Raw genomic sequence first — 18,297 nt, 5'->3', positions numbered from 1 at the left:
CAACCTATTTACAAGTAGGTTGTTATTTTTTTACGATAGGGATGAAAAGGAATCGAAAAAGACGGAACGAAATACTGGTACTGACGAGCTGAAAATTCTATTTCAGTAGAATAAGTTTGAAAAAGAAAGAGGACGAGTCATATGCTAAAAGGGAAAAAGATACTTCTATGTGTAACAGGAGGCATTGCAGTTTTTAAAGCGGCTGCGTTAACAAGCAAATTAACACAAGCTGGCGCTCTTGTAAAAGTAATGATGAGTGAGTCGGCAATGAAGTTTGTTACGCCTCTTACATTTCAAGCACTTTCTCGCCATGATGTATATACGGATACGTTTGATGAGAGAGACTCGGCTGTTATCGCTCATATTGATTTAGCGGATTGGGCAGATGTTGTACTTGTTGCACCGGCTACAGCTAATTGCATTGGAAAGTTAGCTGGCGGTATTGCTGATGATATGATTACAACTACTTTGTTAGCTACTACAGCTCCAGTGTGGATTGCACCGGCTATGAATGTGCATATGTATGAAAATAAAATTGTTCAAAAAAACATGATGACGTTAAAAACATTAGGATATACATTTATTGAGCCTGGGGAAGGTTTTTTAGCATGTGGTTATGTAGCAAAAGGAAGACTGGAAGAACCTGAAGCGATTATTGGACGGCTAGAAGAGGCTTTCTCAGAACAAAAACCATTGCAAGGAAAGCGAATATTAATAACAGCTGGACCGACACGTGAAAAGATTGATCCGGTTCGTTTTATGACGAATTTTTCTTCTGGAAAGATGGGGTATGCGATCGCAGAAGTTGCAGCAGGATTAGGTGCTGATGTCATACTTGTGTCAGGACCGACAGCATTAGAGTCACCATTACATGTAACAAGAATACAAGTAGAATCTGCACAAGATATGTTAGAGGCAGTCCTTCAACATTATCAGAATGTGGATGTTGTCATCAAAACAGCAGCAGTTGCAGATTACCGCCCAAAATATGTGCATGATAATAAAATGAAAAAGAAAAATGGCGATGCTGTAATTGAATTAGAAAGAACAGTGGATATTTTAAAAACGTTGGGTGAGAAAAAGGACCAACAGTTACTTATCGGTTTTGCAGCTGAAACGACAAACATAGAGGAATACGCAACGAGAAAATTACGTGAGAAAAATGCAAATATGATTGTTGCGAATGACGTGAAGGCACAAGGAGCTGGGTTTGGTACAGATACAAATATTGTGACAATGTATAGAAAAGATGGAGAAATTATTGAGCTGCCACTTTTAACGAAGAAAGAAGTGGCTCGTGAAATATTAAAGCAAATAGAAATGATGTTAGAAGATGATCGTGTATGAAGTTTGCAAGTGTAATTGTTGATGTACCTGCACGTCAAACAGATCGACCGTTTGATTATATTATCCCTAAAAAATGGGAAGATATTGTGCAAACAGGAATGCGTGTAGTAGTCCCATTCGGTCCGAGGAAATTGCAAGGTTTTATTATTGGCATAAAGGATTCGGTTGATCTAGAAAGTAAAAAGTTAAAAGCGTTGCATGAAATATTAGATGTCACTCCGGTTTTAAATGATGAATTATTAAAGCTTGGGTATTGGCTTACAAATGAAACGTTATGTTATATGATATCAGCTTTTCAAGTGATGCTTCCGACGGCGATAAAAGCAACATATAAAAAGCGTCTGCAACTTCGTAACCAAGAAGAAGTTGCGCCAGAAATTCTTTCTTTATTTCAAGGGAAAGAAACGATAGATTGGGAAGCTATCGAAACGCAGCCGCACCTATATCGTACTATTCAACAAGAAATTAAAAATGGTACGACTGAAGTGGTTTATCAAGTAAAGGATAAAGTGCAGAAGAAGAAACAAAGAGTAGTTCAACCGGAGTTACCGGCAGATAAATTGGAATTAGCAGCATTTGAACTGAAAAGTAAAAAACAACAAGATGTACTCTATTATTTTGTAGAAAACTACAGAAGTGTACCGTTGAAAAATTTAACAGAAGAATTACAAATAACAGATGCTCCAATAAAATCACTTGTTAAAAAGGGTCTAATCTCAGAAAAGTATGTAGAAGTATACCGGAATCCGTATGACGATGATGATTTTGAACAAACGAAACCATTTCCGCTTACTGAGGAACAAAAACAAGTAATTACACCGATTTTGTCATCAATTACAAATGAAACTTACAATCCATTTTTACTATATGGTGTTACAGGAAGTGGTAAGACTGAAGTGTATTTACAATCTATAGCAGCGGTGCTCGAGAAAGGAAAAGAAGCAATTGTGCTTGTTCCTGAAATTGCGCTAACGCCCCAGATGGTAGATCGCTTTAAAGGTAGGTTCGGTTCGCAAGTTGCAGTTCTTCACAGTGCGCTTTCTGTTGGAGAAAAGTATGATGAATGGCGCAAAATTTTAAGAAAAGAAGTGAAAGTGGTAGTTGGTGCGCGTTCAGCTATTTTTGCTCCCTTTGAAAATTTAGGAATCATTATTATTGATGAGGAACATGAATCGAGTTATAAGCAAGAAGATAACCCGAAGTATCATGCGAGAGATGTAGCAGTGTGGAGAGGACAATACCATAAGTGTCCAATCGTTCTCGGAAGTGCAACGCCGACACTTGAATCGTTTGCTAGAGCGAAAAAAGGTGTCTATGGGTTGCTTACAATGGAAAAACGCATGAACAAACAAGCTTTGCCGACTGTAGAAATTGTTGATATGCGTGAAGAGCTTCGTGATGGAAATCGCTCAATGTTTTCAAAGACACTGCATGAAAAAATAGCAGATCGATTAGAAAAGAAAGAACAAATGGTTCTCTTTTTAAATAGAAGGGGTCATTCTACGTTTGTGATGTGCCGTGATTGTGGGTATGTCGTACAATGTCCGCATTGTGATATTTCGTTGACATATCACAAAATGAACCATCGTTTAAAATGTCATTATTGTAGTCATGAGGAAAATATGCCAACGGAGTGTCCTGCTTGTAATAGTACGTATATTCGTTTCTTTGGTACAGGGACGCAAAAGGTTGAAGAAGAAATCACAAAACTATTCCCTGAGGCGCGGGTCATTCGAATGGATGTGGATACAACAAGCCGTAAAGGAATGCATGAAAAATTATTAAAGGCGTTTGGTGAAGAGAAAGCAGATATATTACTTGGAACACAAATGATTGCAAAAGGGCTTGATTTTCCGAAGGTGACGCTTGTTGGCGTTTTAACGGCGGATACGATGCTTCATCTACCTGATTTTCGGGCGAGTGAAAAGACGTATCAGCTATTGACACAAGTGAGTGGACGTGCAGGAAGACATGAATTGCCAGGGGAAGTTGTAATTCAAACGTATACGCCGGAACATTACAGTGTAGAATTAGCAAAGAATCAACAATATGATGTATTTTATGAGCACGAAATGCAAATGAGGCAAATGAGACAATATCCGCCGTATTACTACGTTGTACTTGTAACTGTATCTCATCCGGAATTATTAAAGGCAGTCCAAGTGACGGAAAAAATTGTCGGTCATTTACGAACGCATTGTTCAAGGCAAACAATGGTGTTAGGGCCGGTTGCTTCAGCAATTCCAAGGATAAAAGATAGATATCGTTACCAATGCATGATAAAATACAAACGGGAACCAAACTTAAAGAACGTGCTCAAAATGGTAAATGAACATTATCAAGCAGAAATGCAAAAAGAGCTACAAATCTCAATTGATTTTAATCCAACAATGTTAATGTAGCGGAGGGAAATATGGCAGTTTTAGAAATTGTAAAGCATCCAAATGAAGTGTTAGAAACACCATGCGAAAGAGTAATTAACTTTGATAAAAAGTTAGTGAAATTGTTAAAAGATATGCATGAAACAATGTTAATTGCAGACGGAGTTGGTCTAGCTGCGCCACAAGTAGGTGTAAGCTTACAAGTTGCTGTTGTTGATATAGGTGATGATACGGGTAAAATTGAATTAATTAATCCTGTTATTTTAGAAAAACGTGGTGAACAAGTAGGTCCCGAAGGCTGCTTAAGCTTTCCGGGACTTTATGGTGAAGTGGAGCGTGCAGATTACATTAAAGTACGTGCGCAAAATCGTCGCGGTAAAATATTTTTATTAGAAGCGGATGACTTCTTAGCGCGTGCAATTCAGCATGAAATCGATCATTTACACGGTGTTTTATTTACATCTAAAGTGAAAAGATATTATGAAGCAGGCGAATTAGAATAGGTTTAAAAGGAGCGGTTTTTGAATGATGAAAGTAGTATTTATGGGGACACCGGACTTTTCTGTGCCGGTGCTTCGTCGTCTTATCGAGGACGGATATGACGTAGTGGGTGTTGTAACGCAACCGGATCGTCCAGTTGGTAGAAAAAAGGTTTTAACACCTACTCCTGTTAAAGTAGAAGCGGAGAAACATGGTATTCCAGTATTACAACCGTTAAAAATTCGTGAAAAAGACGAATATGAAAAAGTATTAGCACTAGAGCCAGACTTAATTGTAACAGCGGCATTTGGACAAATCGTACCGAATGAAATTTTAGAAGCGCCAAAGTATAGATGTATTAATGTCCACGCGTCATTACTTCCAGAACTTCGCGGTGGTGCACCAATTCATTATGCGATCATGGAAGGTAAAGAGAAAACAGGTATTACAATTATGTATATGGTAGAAAAATTAGATGCTGGCGATATATTAACACAAGTAGAAGTAGAAATTGAAGAGCGTGAAACAACAGGTTCATTATTTGATAAGTTAAGCGAAGCAGGAGCACACCTTTTATCTAAAACGGTTCCTTTACTAATTCAGGGTAAACTAGAACCAATTAAACAAAGTGAAGCTGAAGTGACGTTTGCATATAATATTAAACGTGAGCAAGAGATAATTGATTGGACAAAAACAGGTGAAGAAGTATACAATCACATTCGCGGATTGAATCCATGGCCAGTTGCTTATACGACTTTGGCAGGACAAGTTATTAAAGTATGGTGGGGAGAGAAAATCTCTATTACAGAGAAAGCTGAACCAGGTACAATAGTAGCTCTTGAAGAAGATGGATTTGTTGTTGCAACAGGGAATGAGACAGGTGTTAAAATCACTGAATTGCAACCGTCTGGTAAAAAGCGTATGAGTTGTTCACAATTTTTACGTGGAACAAAACCTGAAATTGGTACGAAGTTAGGAGAAAATGCATGAGACAAAATGTTCGTGAGTTAGCTCTGGATGGCTTAATTCAAGTAGAAAAAAGTGGTGCATATAGCAACTTACTTTTAAATAATCTGATCGAAAAAAATACAATTGACAGAAAAGATATTGGTTTATTAACTGAAATGGTATATGGAACAATTCAACGTCGTGACACACTAGATTATTATTTACAACCATTTTTAAGAAAAAAGGTTGAAGCGTGGGTAAGAGTGTTGCTTCGCCTATCTTTATATCAAATGTTATATTTAGACCGAGTTCCCGAAAGAGCGGCTATTCATGAAGCTGTTGAGATTGCAAAGCGTCGTGGGCATAAAGGGATTTCAGGTATGGTGAACGGAGTATTGCGTTCAATTCAGCGAGAAGGTGTACCTTCGTTAGAAGAAATCGAAAATCCAGTAGAACGTCTTGCAATTGCAACGAGTCACCCAATGTGGCTTGTACAAGAATGGGCATCCGAATATGGTTTAGAGACAGCAGAGAAAATGTGTGAAGTAAATATGTTGCCACCTGTACCAACAGCACGTGTAAATGTTGATAAAGTAACGGTAGAAGAAGCGGTTGCGTTATTAGCTGATGAGGGTATAGAAGCAAAACGTGGCGAATTGTCAGAGGATGCAATTCAAATTGAAAGAGGAAATGTCGCACATACAGAAGCGTTCAAAAAAGGTTTCCTTTCTATTCAAGATGAAAGCTCAATGCTTGTAGCACGTGCTTTAGAACCGAATAAAGGAGATGCAGTTCTAGATAGTTGTGCTGCTCCTGGCGGAAAAACAACTCATATTGCAGAGCGTTTGGACGGAACTGGTAAGGTAATGTCGCTTGATTTACACGCACATAAAGTACGTTTAATTGAACAACAGGCGAAGAGACTTGGTTTAGAAAATGTAGAAACGATGGCTTTAGATGCTAGAAAAGTTCAAGAGCATTTTGCAAATGAATCTTTTGACAAAATATTAGTAGATGCACCATGTTCTGGATTTGGTGTTATTAGACGTAAACCTGATATTAAGTTAGGTAAAGATAAGGGCGATAGTGAAAGGTTATCAACGATTCAACTTGCGATACTAGAAAAAATAGCACCATTGTTAAAACAAGGTGGTCGCCTTGTTTATAGTACGTGCACAATTGAAAAAATAGAAAATGAACAAGTAATAAAGCAATTTTTACAAGAGCATCCTGAATTTGAATGGGATACTACGATAAAAGATCGTATGCCAGAAAAGTTAAATCCGTATATTGATGAAGGTCAAGTACGAATTTTACCGCATTATTTTGCAACAGATGGCTTTTATATTGCTTGTTTAAGAAAGAAGGTGTAGCATCATGGAAACGACTGTAAAAAAACAAAAGAAGAATCTAGAGACAAAGAAACCATCAATTTATTCTTTACAACTTCATGAAATGCAAGATTGGTTAAAGGAACAAGGAGAACCTAAGTTCCGTGCAGGACAAATTTTTGATTGGCTATATAAAAAACGTGTAAAAAATTATGAGGAAATGTCAAACCTTGCTAAAGGATTGCGCGATAAATTGTCGAATTCCTTTGATATTACTACTTTAAACACTTTAGTAAAACAAACGTCTTCGGATGGAACGATTAAATTCCTATTCCAGTTATATGATGGGTACTCTATTGAAACTGTACTAATGCGACATGAGTATGGAAATTCCATTTGTGTAACAACACAGGTGGGTTGCCGCATTGGCTGTACGTTCTGTGCATCTACACTTGGTGGGTTAAAACGAAACTTAGAGGCTGGAGAAATTGTAGCGCAAGTAGTAGAAGTTCAGCGTGCACTTGATGAAACAGAAGAACGTGTAAGTTCTCTTGTTGTTATGGGAATTGGAGAACCGTTTGATAATTATGATAACTTAATGTCATTCTTACGCATTGTAAATCATGAAAAAGGAATTCATATTGGTGCAAGACATATGACAGTTTCAACAAGTGGAATTGTTCCGAAAATTTATAAGTTCGCTGAAGAAGATATGCAAATCAATTTTGCGATTTCATTGCATGCTGCAAATACAGAGATACGTTCAAAATTAATGCCGATTAACCGTGCTTATAAGCTACCTGATTTAATGGAAGCTGTTAAATACTATGTAAATAGAACAGGGCGTCGTATTACATTTGAATATGGCTTATTTGGAGGAGAAAATGACCAAGTTGAGCACGCTGAAGAACTTGCTGCGCTCTTAAAAGGTGTAAAATGTCATGTAAACTTAATTCCGGTAAACTACGTGCCAGAACGTGATTATGTACGTACGCCACGAGAGCAAATTTTCTTATTTGAAAAGACGTTAAAAGATCGTGGAGTGAATGTAACAATTCGCCGTGAACAAGGTCATGATATTGATGCAGCCTGCGGTCAGTTGCGTGCAAAGGAGCGCAAAGAAGAGACGAGGTGACGAGATGAAAGCCGTGTTTCTATCGGATAAAGGGAAAGTTCGTCAACATAATGAAGATAGTGCAGGAATTTTTCGCAATTTAGATGGAAATATTTTAGCGGTAGTAGCAGATGGAATGGGAGGTCATCGAGCTGGCGATGTAGCTAGCTCGATGGCTATTCAATTATTCCATGATTATTGGAAGCAAACGCATAATATGAATGAGCCTAAAAAGGTAGAAAAGTGGTTACATACTAACGTTGGAATTATTAATGAGCGCATATATGCTTACTCTCAGCAGCATGTAGAATGTAATGGCATGGGAACAACGGTTATCGTGGCGATTTGTACACCTAGCTTTGTAACAATAGGTCATATAGGAGATAGTCGTTGTTATATGGTATCAGAGGGAGAAACATCGCTTGTAACGGAAGATCACTCACTTGTAAATGAACTTGTTAGGCACGGTGAAATTTCAAAAGAAGATGCAGAATATCACCCGAAAAAGAATGTTCTGTTAAGAGCGTTAGGAACAGAAGAAAAAGTCGGACTAGATGTTAAAACATTGGTGCTCGAAGAAGACGATCAATTGCTTCTTTGCTCTGATGGATTGTCTAACAAAGTCCCTATGGCTGATATGCAACAAATTTTACAATTGAATGAACAGCTCCAGGCGAAGGGAGAGCATCTCATTCAATTAGCAAATGATCGTGGTGGAGAAGATAATATCACCCTCGTTATTATTGATTATGCGGATTCGACAAACGAAAGTAGGTGAAGTGCAACGTGCTGATTGGAAAACGCTTAAATGACCGTTATAAGCTGCTGAAAATGATTGGCGGTGGAGGAATGGCCAATGTATATTTAGCTCATGATGATATACTTGGCCGAGATGTAGCGGTAAAAATATTAAGACTCGACTATTCAAATAATGAAGAGTTTATTAAACGTTTCCATCGAGAAGCGCAATCTGTTACAACGTTGTCGCATCCAAATATTGTGAATATGTATGATGTTGGGGAAGAGGATGGTATATATTATCTTGTAATGGAATATGTACCTGGACGAACATTGAAGCAATACATAATCGATCGAGGGATGTTACCGATAGGAGAAGCTCTTGATATAATGGAGCAGTTAACGTCCGCTATGGCACACGCCCATCATTTTGAGATTGTACATCGCGATATTAAACCGCACAATATTTTGATTCGAGATGACGGAGTGATAAAAGTAACAGACTTTGGAATTGCGACAGCTACAAGTGCAGCAACGATTACACATACAAATTCGGTGCTCGGTTCGGTGCATTATTTATCACCAGAACAAGCGCGCGGCGGTATAGCGAATAAACAATCAGATATTTATTCACTTGGGATTGTTATGTTTGAATTGTTAACAGGAAGACAACCGTTTTCTGGTGAATCTGCTGTTGCAATTGCGTTAAAACATTTACAAAATGAAATGCCATCTCCAAAAAGATGGAATGAAAATATTCCACAAAGTGTTGAAAATATTATATTAAAGGCGACTGCGAAAGATCCATTTCATCGATATCAATCTGCTAACGCGATGAAACGAGATATTGAAACAGCACTATACCCAGAACGAATAAATGAACAACCATTTTACATACCAGAAGATATGGAAGCAACGAAAGCGATTCCAATTATTCAACAAGAACAACTATTTCAAAATGTAAGTGATGAAACGATTGTATTAAAAGGAAGTAAAGTGGATGAACAAGTAAGAAAAGAAGAGACCGAATCAGGTAAGAAGAAAAAACGAAGTAGTAAATGGCTGAAAGTTTTAATTACAACATTTTTATTTTTAGCAATAGGGATAACCTTAGCGCTTACTGTTATTCCAGGCTTCTTTATTCCGAAAGATGTGAAGGTTCCTGATGTGGCTGGTATGAAATATACGACAGCTGTAAATACATTAGTTGAAAAAGGGTTTGAAGTTACTGAACCTAATCTTGTATATACAGATGATGTTGAAGCCGGAAAAGTGATAAAAACAGATCCTATAGCAGGAAGAGTAGTAAAAGAAAACTCTAAAATTACTATCTATCAATCAGGTGGAAAAAAGAAAAGTAAGATGCGTGATTTGACAGGAAAAGATTTCGAGAGTATAAGAGCTGAGTTAGAAGAAAAATATAAACAAGTTACAATAAATTATATTGAAAATGATAAGCGGAAAGGTGAAATTGTAGAGCAAATACCAACGCCTGATCAAATGGTTATAGAGGCGGAACAAGAACTGAAGGTTTGGGTAAGTAAAGGACCTTATCAAATAAGACCAAGTGATTTTTCAGGATGGACTGAAAATAGTGTAAAAGGTTATTTAAATGAAAGAAAGCTCGTTTCTGATATAAAAAGAGAGTATTCAGATACGGTTGATAAAGGCCTTGTTATTTCACAGTTACCAAAGCCTGGGACACCTTTAAAAGAAGGAGATAAAGTATCGATTGTTATCTCCGATGGTCCGAAGCCTAAAGTGACGAAAACGGTAAAAGTGGATAACATTTCTATCCCATATGAAGCTTCTGCAACAGGTGATAAAAAGCCGCAAACAATAGAAATTTATAAAGAAGATATGCAGCAAAAAATGGATAAACCAGTTGAAACGAGAACAATTACTGAGTCAGCGATTATTTCTTTAGAATTTGTAATTCAAGAAGGTGCAAAGGGACACTATAAGATTGTCCGAGATGGAGTAACGATTATGGACAAAGAAGTACCATATCCAGCTCAATAATAGTGAATTCCATCGTCCTTATATAGAAGATGGAATTCACTACTCTTGCCTGTTATGCTGTCTACATCGTGGACTGTATAACAGGCAAAAATATATGATTCAAAAAGCTGTAAAAGTGATACTGTTGTAAATAATATTTCAAATTTGATGGTAGATTAAATATATGAACCTGGATATATATTTGGTGGGTTTTGAAATAATTGTTTAAAGAACTCTAGTCTATTCATATTTAATTGCAGTTTCATTTTATACAAAATAAAGGAGAATTATATGCCAGAAGGAAAAATTGTAAAAGCTCTAAGTGGGTTTTATTATGTGCAGAATGAGGAAGGGATTACACAATGTCGCGGGCGTGGTGTATTTAGAAAGAATAAAATTACACCACTTGTAGGAGACCAAGTTGTTTTTCAAGCGGATAATCCGAATGAAGGTTATGTGTTAGAAGTATTTGATCGAAAAAATGAACTTGTTAGACCTCCTATTGCTAATGTTGATCAAGCTATTCTTGTTTTCTCTGCAGTAGAACCAGATTTTAATCCAGGACTGTTAGATCGATTTTTAGTATTGATTGAATATCATAACATTAAACCGATTATTTGTATTAGTAAGATGGATTTAGTAGATGAAAAAATGAGAGAAACTGTTGAATCTTATGCAAATGATTATCGTGAAATGGGTTATGATGTGTTGTTTACTTCTATAAATACATCGGAAAGTATTGATATTCTGAAACCATTCTTAGAAGGTTGTATTTCCGTCGTTGCAGGCCAATCTGGTGTTGGGAAATCTTCAATGCTAAACGTATTACGTCCAGATTTAGAATTGAAAACTAATGATATTTCTTCACATTTAGGACGTGGAAAGCATACGACAAGACACGTGGAATTAATTACAGTTGGAAGCGGACTTGTTGCGGATACACCTGGTTTTAGTTCGCTTGATTTCATAGATATAGAGGTAGAAGATCTTACATATTGTTTTCCAGAGTTGAAAGAAGCGAGCCAATACTGTAAATTTAGAGGGTGTACACACCTTGCTGAACCGAAATGCGCGGTGAAAGCTGCGATTGAAGAAGGAAAGATTACCGAATATCGTTATAAGAATTACAAACAATTCGTAGAAGAAATTAGAGAGAGAAAGCCGAGGTATTAGTCATGATTAAAATTGCACCATCGATTTTATCAGCAGATTTTTCAAGATTAGGGGAAGAGATTAAAGATGTAGAAAAAGGTGGAGCTGACTACATTCACGTCGATGTAATGGATGGACATTTCGTACCAAATATTACGATTGGACCATTAATTGTAGAAGCAATCCGTCCGATTACATCATTACCGTTAGATGTACATTTAATGATTGAAAATCCTGATAACTATATCCCAACTTTCGCAAAAGCAGGAGCTGATATTATTACTGTCCATGTAGAAGCTTGTCCACATCTACATCGTACAATTCAGTTAATTAAATCTCATGACATTAAAGCGGGAGTTGTATTAAATCCACATACTCCAGTTTCAACGATTGAGCATGTATTAGAAGATATAGACATGGTATTACTTATGACAGTAAATCCTGGATTTGGCGGACAGAAATTTATTCATTCTGTATTACCGAAAATCAAACAAGTTGCAGAAATGGTTAAAGAGCGAAATCTACAAGTGGAAATTGAAGTTGATGGTGGTGTCAACGCTGAAACAGCAAGACTTTGTATTGAAGCAGGAGCGAATGTTCTTGTAGCGGGATCAGCAGTATACAATCAAAAAGACCGCGGTGAAGCAATTCGTGTAATTCGCGGATAAAGAATGAACCGTTATCCTAGTGAAGCTTCTAGTTCATTAAGACTTCACTATTTATACATGTTAGAGTGGCAAATAAGGAGAAAGGCAATCTACCGAATGGCAGATTGCCTTTTTACAATAGAAGGGGAAGGAAAAATGATTATTCATATTTTAGCGGGAGGACCTGCAGAATACTGCGCAGATTTTTCTCGGTATGAAAATGAAGAAGTAGTTTGGGCGGCCGTTGATAGAGGAGTGTACCGTTTGTTGAAAAGGGGAATCACTCCGGCTGTTGCGTTTGGGGATTATGATTCAGTTACTGATGAGGAATTAGCATGGATGGGACAGCAGACAAATGAATTACATATTGTCCCGCGAGAAAAAGATCAAACAGATTTAGAAATTGCAATTAGCTGGGCTTTAGAACAGAAACCAAAGTTAATTCGTATTTTTGGTGCTACTGGTGGAAGACTTGATCATGGTTTAGCGAATATTCAGATGCTTTTAAAGGGATTAGAAGTAAACATAGAAATGTGTATTGTGGACAATAAAAATGAAATAATGGTGAAAAAGTTTGGTATGCATATAATTGAAGGAAACGAACATTTTCCATACGTATCATTTGTACCAGTTACTGAAAGGGTAGAAGGTATTACACTTCACGGTTTTAAGTACCCTCTTACTAATAAAACAATAGAGTGGGGATCGACACTTTGTATTAGTAATGAACTCATTGAGGAAAAAGGTAATTTTTCATTTACTTCTGGCATATTAATGATGATAAGAAGCACTGATTGAAGAAACAATTTTGCTCCTTGCATCATATAGTGAACAAGTGGAGTAATGGGGATTAGGAGGGAAACCATGAGATTTTATACAATTAAGTTACCTAAATTTCTTGGTGGAATTGTTCGTGCGATGTTAAATACCTTCAAAAAAGACTAAAAAAAGCACCTATTACCGGTGCTTTTTCCATTGGTATAATAAAAAAAGAGCCTAGCGGCTCTTTTTTTTATTATTAAACACGTTCGATTTTGCCAGATTTTAATGCTCTAGCAGAAACGTAAACACGTTGAACTTTTCCGTCGATGCGTACGCGAACTTTTTGAAGGTTAGCGCCCCATTTACGTTTTGTAGCGTTCATTGCGTGAGAACGAGAGTTACCAGAACGAGCTTTTCTTCCAGTGATAGCACAAACACGAGCCATTTATATTTCCCTCCCTTAACTACCGTAACATACGTAATTTTTCAATGTTAGCCTTTTATGCGATGCTAAAAACACTACTATAATTTAACACAACTAAAAAGAGAATGCAACACCGTAGGAAAAAGAAATCAAGAAAAAATACTTGACACTATATGTCAATGAAGAAAAGGTGAAATCAAGAAAAATTGCTTGACATATTATAGTGGTACATGTTGTATAATAACAATGGACTATTTTGCTCATCATAAAAAAATGTAATTTAAAACATAAAATATGAGAGTGAAAAAGAAAGAACGATGGAATTTTCTTTGAAAAGATTATATGATAGTAACTAAAGTAGTCTAGCTCACTTTCACCATTTATGAAGGGGGAAACGAGATGTCAATTGAAATTAAAACGAAGTACGGTCAAATTGATATTAGTACAGATGTAATTGCAACAATTGCTGGAGGTGCCGCAGTAGATTGCTACGGTATCGTAGGTATGGCATCAAAAAATCAGTTAAAAGATGGATTAACAGACATTTTACGAAAAGAAAACTTCACTAGAGGCGTTATTGTTCGTAAAGATGAAGATGAAGTACATATTGATATGTATATTATTGTGAGCTATGGTACGAAAATTTCAGAAGTAGCACATAACGTGCAGACTAAAGTGAAATATACATTAGATCAAACTGTAGGACTAGCAGTAGATTCTGTAAACATCTACGTACAAGGAGTTAAAGTAATAAACTTGTAATGTGCATTAAGGAGGAAAATCTGTGTCAATTCAAAAAATTGATGGAAAACGTTTATCACAAATGATCATTCAAGGAGCCAATAATTTAACAAATAATGTTCAGCTTGTTGATGCATTAAACGTATTTCCAGTTCCAGATGGCGATACCGGTACAAACATGAACTTATCAATGACTTCAGGCGCACGTGAAGTGAAAGCAAATCTTTCACAGCATGCTGGTAAAGTCGGCGTAAGTTTAGCCAAAGGATTATTAATGGGGGCTCGTGGTAACTCTGGGGTTATTTTATCTCAGTTATTCCGTGGTTTCTCTAAATCCATTGAACAAAAAGAAGAATTAACGACAGTTGATTTTGCTGCAGCTTTAGAAGCTGGAGTAGAGGCAGCTTACAAAGCGGTTATGAAACCAATTGAAGGAACGATTTTAACGGTTGCAAGAGAAACGGGTAAATATGCAGTGACAGTTGCGAAAAAACAGCGCGACTTTGTTTTGTTTATGGAAGACGTTGTAAAAGAAGCAAACGCATCGTTAAATCGTACGCCAGATTTATTACCTGTATTAAAACAAGTTGGCGTTGTAGATAGCGGTGGTAAAGGTCTTGTTGTTGTGTATGAAGGATTTTTAGCTGACTTAAAAGGAGAAACGATTTCTTCTAATATGCCTGCCCAACCATCTATGAATGACATGGTACGCGCAGAACATCACCGTAGTGTACAAAGCCAATTGAGTACAGAAGATATTAAGTATGGATATTGTACGGAATTCATGGTGAAATTAGAGCCTGAAAAAATGAAGGAACATAATTTCTCTGAACAAAAATTCCGTGAAGATATTAGTGTGTACGGAGATTCACTACTTGTTGTATCGGATGATGAGGTTGTAAAGGTTCATATTCATGCGGAACATCCTGGAGAACCTATGAACTATGGACAACGTTACGGTAGTCTAATTAAGATCAAAGTAGAAAATATGCGTGAACAGCATACTGCTTTATTAGATGAACCTACCATGGTGCCTGAACAAACGAATCAGCCAATAGAGAAACAACCGTATGGTATTGTAACTGTAGCTATGGGATCGGGTATTAAAACTTTATTTGAGAGCATTGGCGCAACGAAAGTTATCGAAGGTGGCCAAACGATGAATCCGAGTACGGAGGATATTGTGAAGGCGATTGAAGAGGCGAATGCTGAAAAAATCATCATCTTACCAAATAACGGGAATATCGTGATGGCAGCAGAACAAGCAGCGTCAGTTGTAGAACAAGAAGTTATTGTTATTCGTTCAAAAACAGTTCCTCAAGGTATGGCTGCAATGTTAGCATTTAATCCAGTTGGAACGCTAGAAGAGAATGAAGAAAACATGAAAGAAGCTTTAGCTCATGTGAAAACAGGTCAGATTACGTATGCTGTTCGTGATACGGAAATTGACGGTGTAGCGATTCAAAAAGATGATTTCATGTGTCTTGCAGATGGGAAAATTGTATCTACAAATGCTGAGAAAGTAGGAGCTGCAAAGCAATTACTAGAAGCGCTAATTGATGAGGATTCTGAAATCGTAACGATCCTACAAGGTGAAGATGCAACAGATGAAGAAGTGGCTGAATTAGTTGCATTTGTAGAAGAGAACTTTGAAGATGCAGAAGTAGAAGTACATGCAGGGAACCAACCGGTGTATTCTTTCATCTTCTCTGTAGAATAAGATTTGATTTGAAAATAAATGGGTTACTTACTTGCTAATGGATAAGAAATAGTGATATGAAATTTATTACTAGTTTTTATTCAAAAGGCTAGCATATTGATGATAGAAAAGAGCCTTGCTGCTAATAGTGAGGCTCTTTTCTTACGTATTGTACCACTTTGTTTTATCCCGCTATTTGTGGGCAGTAAAACTTCCACCCCTAAATTCGGCTGGGGCAAAGAAGTTAGGTGGGAGATAAACTGCCCGTAAACGCCCGATTGGTGAAGGCTAATAATCAGTGGGGGATGAACAAAACCCCCACTGATTATAGTTTCACTTTATACAGAGGGATTAGAGTAGTTTCTCTTAGAATGCCTATGATAGAATATATAAGGTGAAAGAGAGCAATTACAGATGTCAATGATATTAATGGATAATCAATAGAATGAATCAAAGAAAATAATGTGACGGAGCGTGAGAATCTTGAATGAAGTTGTACAAGTTCCTGTTACGGATGTAAAGGGAATCGGAGGAGAAACATCTGAGTTGTTACACGAGATGGGAATTTATACAGTTTCTCATCTATTAGAACATTTTCCGTACCGCTATGAAGACTATGCGATGAAAGATCTTGCTGAAGTAAAGCATGACGAGCGTGTAACAGTTGAGGGAAAAGTTCATAGTGCTCCTTTACTGCAATATTATGGGAAGAAGAAGTCACGTCTTACAGTTCGTGTTCTCGTCGGTCGTTATTTAATTACAGCTGTATGTTTTAATAGACCATACTATAAACAAAAGTTAAATCTAGATGAAACGGTAACGATTACTGGTAAATGGGATCAGCATCGCCAAACAATTGCTGTATCAGAACTGAATTTTGGACCGGTTGTACGACAACAAGAAGTAGAACCTGTATATTCAGTGAAAGGAAAACTGACAGTAAAACAGATGCGCCGTTTTGTTGCACAAGCATTTAAGGAGTATGGAGATTCTATAGTCGAAGTGTTACCAGGTGGTTTGTTAAGTCGATATAAATTATTATCACGCTATGAAGCGCTCAGAGGGTTACATTTTCCAGTGGGACAGGAAGACTTAAAGCAAGCGCGTCGCCGTTTTGTATATGAGGAGTTTTTCTTGTTTCAGTTGAAAATGCAAACATTACGGAAAATGGAAAGGGAAAACTCGAAAGGGACGAAAAAAGAAATTTCATTAGTAGAATTGCAAGAGTTTACTGATGCACTTCCGTTTCCGTTAACTGGTGCACAACGCCGGGTTGTAGATGAAATAATGAAAGATATGACATCTCCGTACCGAATGAATCGATTATTGCAAGGGGATGTAGGTTCTGGGAAAACAGTTGTTGCTGCGATTGCTCTTTATGCGGCGAAATTGGCTCATTATCAAGGTGCTTTGATGGTTCCTACAGAAATTTTAGCCGAACAACATTATCAGTCGCTCGCGGAGACGTTTTCACATTTCGGTATGAAGGTTGAATTGCTAACAAGTTCTGTTAAAGGTGCGAGACGTCGAGAAATTTTGTCGAGATTAGAACAAGGAGAGGTAGACATCCTTGTTGGGACGCACGCTTTAATTCAAGACGAAGTTATATTTCATAGGTTAGGTCTCGTTATTACCGATGAACAGCATCGATTTGGTGTGGCGCAGCGCCGGGTTTTACGTGAGAAAGGTGAAAGTCCAGATGTGTTGTTTATGACGGCGACCCCAATCCCGCGTACGTTAGCTATCACTGCATTTGGAGAGATGGACGTTTCTATTATCGATGAAATGCCAGCTGGTAGAAAGGTAATCGAAACGTACTGGGCAAAACATGATATGTTAGATCGTGTTCTCGGCTTTGTGGAGAAAGAGATAAAAAAAGGAAGGCAGGCATATGTTATTTGCCCTCTTATTGAAGAGTCTGAGAAGCTTGATGTACAAAATGCTATCGACTTACATAGCATGCTGACTCATCATTATCAAGGGAAATGCCAAGTTGGATTAATGCATGGGAGACTATCATCCCAAGAAAAAGAAGAGATAATGGGACAGTTTAGTGAAAATAAAGTGCAAATTCTTGTGTCGACAACAGTTGTTGAAGTAGGTGTGAATGTACCAAATGCGACTGTTATGGTTATTTATGATGCGGAACGTTTCGGTTTATCACAGCTCCATCAGCTGAGGGGGCGTGTTGGGCGTGGTAGTGAACAATCCTATTGCTTATTAATTGCGGACCCAAAATCAGAAACGGGAAAAGAAAGAATGCGCATTATGACTGAAACAAATGATGGATTTGTATTATCAGAAAAAGATTTAGAGTTACGAGGTCCTGGGGATTTCTTTGGAAGTAAGCAAAGTGGTCTACCAGAATTTAAGGTTGCTGATATGGTGCATGATTATCGGGCGTTAGAAACAGCAAGACAAGATGCGGCGATACTAGTTGATTCAGAAGCGTTTTGGCATAATGATCAGTATGCTTCGCTGCGTACTTATCTTAATGGGACAGGTGTGTTCCAGGGAGAGAAGCTCGATTAA

The 18,297-nt window shown here is 37.4% G+C and carries 16 protein-coding genes; 15 read left to right on the top strand and 1 reads right to left on the bottom strand.

Features of this window, described 5'->3' with window-relative positions; translation table 11 throughout:
* The first annotated feature begins 141 nt into the window (after positions 1-141).
* The 12 genes from coaBC (at position 142) to spoVM (ending at position 13,084) form a co-directional block, all read left to right on the top strand.
* A complete protein-coding gene (gene coaBC / locus JTF23_RS05195; RefSeq protein WP_113769755.1) occupies positions 142-1,347 on the top strand; it encodes a bifunctional phosphopantothenoylcysteine decarboxylase/phosphopantothenate--cysteine ligase CoaBC in 1,206 nt (401 codons plus the stop codon).
* Positions 1,344-3,749, top strand: coding sequence for a primosomal protein N' (priA, locus tag JTF23_RS05190; RefSeq protein ID WP_204208240.1), 2,406 nt, complete (start codon positions 1,344-1,346; stop codon positions 3,747-3,749). The genes coaBC and priA overlap by 4 nt, the downstream gene beginning before the upstream one ends.
* A gap of 11 nt (positions 3,750-3,760) precedes the next feature.
* Positions 3,761-4,231: a peptide deformylase gene (gene def / locus JTF23_RS05185; protein WP_002014496.1), complete on the top strand. Its 471-nt coding sequence runs from the start codon at positions 3,761-3,763 to the stop codon at positions 4,229-4,231.
* A gap of 22 nt (positions 4,232-4,253) precedes the next feature.
* Positions 4,254-5,198: a methionyl-tRNA formyltransferase gene (gene fmt, locus JTF23_RS05180; protein ID WP_002160723.1), complete on the top strand. Its 945-nt coding sequence runs from the start codon at positions 4,254-4,256 to the stop codon at positions 5,196-5,198.
* Entirely contained in the window at positions 5,195-6,529 is a 1,335-nt protein-coding gene (gene rsmB / locus JTF23_RS05175; protein ID WP_002088220.1) for a 16S rRNA (cytosine(967)-C(5))-methyltransferase RsmB, read from the top strand. The genes fmt and rsmB overlap by 4 nt, the downstream gene beginning before the upstream one ends.
* 4 nt (positions 6,530-6,533) lie before the next feature.
* Positions 6,534-7,622 (top strand): dual-specificity RNA methyltransferase RlmN, encoded by a 1,089-nt coding sequence (gene rlmN / locus JTF23_RS05170; protein ID WP_204208239.1) that lies wholly within the window; start codon positions 6,534-6,536, stop codon positions 7,620-7,622.
* A 4-nt stretch (positions 7,623-7,626) separates the two neighbouring features.
* A complete protein-coding gene (locus JTF23_RS05165; protein WP_204208238.1) occupies positions 7,627-8,379 on the top strand; it encodes a Stp1/IreP family PP2C-type Ser/Thr phosphatase in 753 nt (250 codons plus the stop codon).
* Between the two features lie 8 nt (positions 8,380-8,387).
* The gene (gene pknB, locus JTF23_RS05160; RefSeq protein ID WP_204208237.1) at positions 8,388-10,361 is read left to right on the top strand and encodes a Stk1 family PASTA domain-containing Ser/Thr kinase; all 1,974 of its coding nucleotides are present in this window, start codon (positions 8,388-8,390) and stop codon (positions 10,359-10,361) included.
* Between the two features lie 270 nt (positions 10,362-10,631).
* Entirely contained in the window at positions 10,632-11,513 is an 882-nt protein-coding gene (gene rsgA, locus JTF23_RS05155; protein ID WP_016106007.1) for a ribosome small subunit-dependent GTPase A, read from the top strand.
* A gap of 2 nt (positions 11,514-11,515) precedes the next feature.
* Entirely contained in the window at positions 11,516-12,160 is a 645-nt protein-coding gene (gene rpe / locus JTF23_RS05150) for a ribulose-phosphate 3-epimerase (RefSeq protein ID WP_002111395.1), read from the top strand.
* A gap of 96 nt (positions 12,161-12,256) precedes the next feature.
* The gene (locus JTF23_RS05145) at positions 12,257-12,937 is read left to right on the top strand and encodes a thiamine diphosphokinase (RefSeq protein WP_204208260.1); all 681 of its coding nucleotides are present in this window, start codon (positions 12,257-12,259) and stop codon (positions 12,935-12,937) included.
* Positions 12,938-13,003: 66 nt separating this feature from the next.
* Entirely contained in the window at positions 13,004-13,084 is an 81-nt protein-coding gene (gene spoVM / locus JTF23_RS05140; RefSeq protein WP_001213599.1) for a stage V sporulation protein SpoVM, read from the top strand.
* A gap of 73 nt (positions 13,085-13,157) precedes the next feature.
* On the opposite strand, the gene rpmB is transcribed toward spoVM, so the two are convergent.
* Complete coding sequence (gene rpmB, locus JTF23_RS05135; protein ID WP_000124776.1) at positions 13,158-13,346, bottom strand: 50S ribosomal protein L28; 189 nt, start codon at positions 13,344-13,346, stop codon at positions 13,158-13,160.
* A gap of 378 nt (positions 13,347-13,724) precedes the next feature.
* Here rpmB and JTF23_RS05130 point away from each other — a divergent pair, with 378 nt between their 5' ends.
* The 3 genes from JTF23_RS05130 (at position 13,725) to recG (ending at position 18,297) form a co-directional block, all read left to right on the top strand.
* The gene (locus tag JTF23_RS05130; protein ID WP_000021109.1) at positions 13,725-14,087 is read left to right on the top strand and encodes an Asp23/Gls24 family envelope stress response protein; all 363 of its coding nucleotides are present in this window, start codon (positions 13,725-13,727) and stop codon (positions 14,085-14,087) included.
* 22 nt (positions 14,088-14,109) lie between these two features.
* Positions 14,110-15,786, top strand: a complete 1,677-nt coding sequence (locus JTF23_RS05125) for a DAK2 domain-containing protein (protein WP_002160728.1) — start codon at positions 14,110-14,112, stop codon at positions 15,784-15,786.
* A 462-nt stretch (positions 15,787-16,248) separates the two neighbouring features.
* Complete coding sequence (gene recG, locus JTF23_RS05120) at positions 16,249-18,297, top strand: ATP-dependent DNA helicase RecG (protein ID WP_204208236.1); 2,049 nt, start codon at positions 16,249-16,251, stop codon at positions 18,295-18,297.

The sequence above is a fragment of the Bacillus sp. RIT 809 genome (genome assembly GCF_016892495.1).
GTDB lineage: Bacteria > Bacillota > Bacilli > Bacillales > Bacillaceae_G > Bacillus_A > Bacillus_A cereus_U.
This window is presented reverse-complemented; position numbering and strand designations above follow the sequence as displayed.

Bases quoted from the DNA above. Each gene is read 5' to 3' on its own strand.
- JTF23_RS05145 (WP_204208260.1), top strand. From the start codon at position 12,257: ATGGCAGATTGCCTTTTTACAATAGAAGGGGAAGGAAAAATGATTATT.
- rpe (WP_002111395.1), top strand. From the start codon at position 11,516: ATGATTAAAATTGCACCATCGATTTTATCAGCAGATTTTTCAAGATTA.
- def (WP_002014496.1), top strand. From the start codon at position 3,761: ATGGCAGTTTTAGAAATTGTAAAGCATCCAAATGAAGTGTTAGAAACA.
- fmt (WP_002160723.1), top strand. From the start codon at position 4,254: ATGATGAAAGTAGTATTTATGGGGACACCGGACTTTTCTGTGCCGGTG.
- JTF23_RS05130 (WP_000021109.1), top strand. From the start codon at position 13,725: ATGTCAATTGAAATTAAAACGAAGTACGGTCAAATTGATATTAGTACA.
- rlmN (WP_204208239.1), top strand. From the start codon at position 6,534: ATGGAAACGACTGTAAAAAAACAAAAGAAGAATCTAGAGACAAAGAAA.
- spoVM (WP_001213599.1), top strand. From the start codon at position 13,004: ATGAGATTTTATACAATTAAGTTACCTAAATTTCTTGGTGGAATTGTT.
- priA (WP_204208240.1), top strand. From the start codon at position 1,344: ATGAAGTTTGCAAGTGTAATTGTTGATGTACCTGCACGTCAAACAGAT.
- rsmB (WP_002088220.1), top strand. From the start codon at position 5,195: ATGAGACAAAATGTTCGTGAGTTAGCTCTGGATGGCTTAATTCAAGTA.
- rsgA (WP_016106007.1), top strand. From the start codon at position 10,632: ATGCCAGAAGGAAAAATTGTAAAAGCTCTAAGTGGGTTTTATTATGTG.
- JTF23_RS05165 (WP_204208238.1), top strand. From the start codon at position 7,627: ATGAAAGCCGTGTTTCTATCGGATAAAGGGAAAGTTCGTCAACATAAT.
- rpmB (WP_000124776.1), bottom strand. From the start codon at position 13,346: ATGGCTCGTGTTTGTGCTATCACTGGAAGAAAAGCTCGTTCTGGTAAC.
- coaBC (WP_113769755.1), top strand. From the start codon at position 142: ATGCTAAAAGGGAAAAAGATACTTCTATGTGTAACAGGAGGCATTGCA.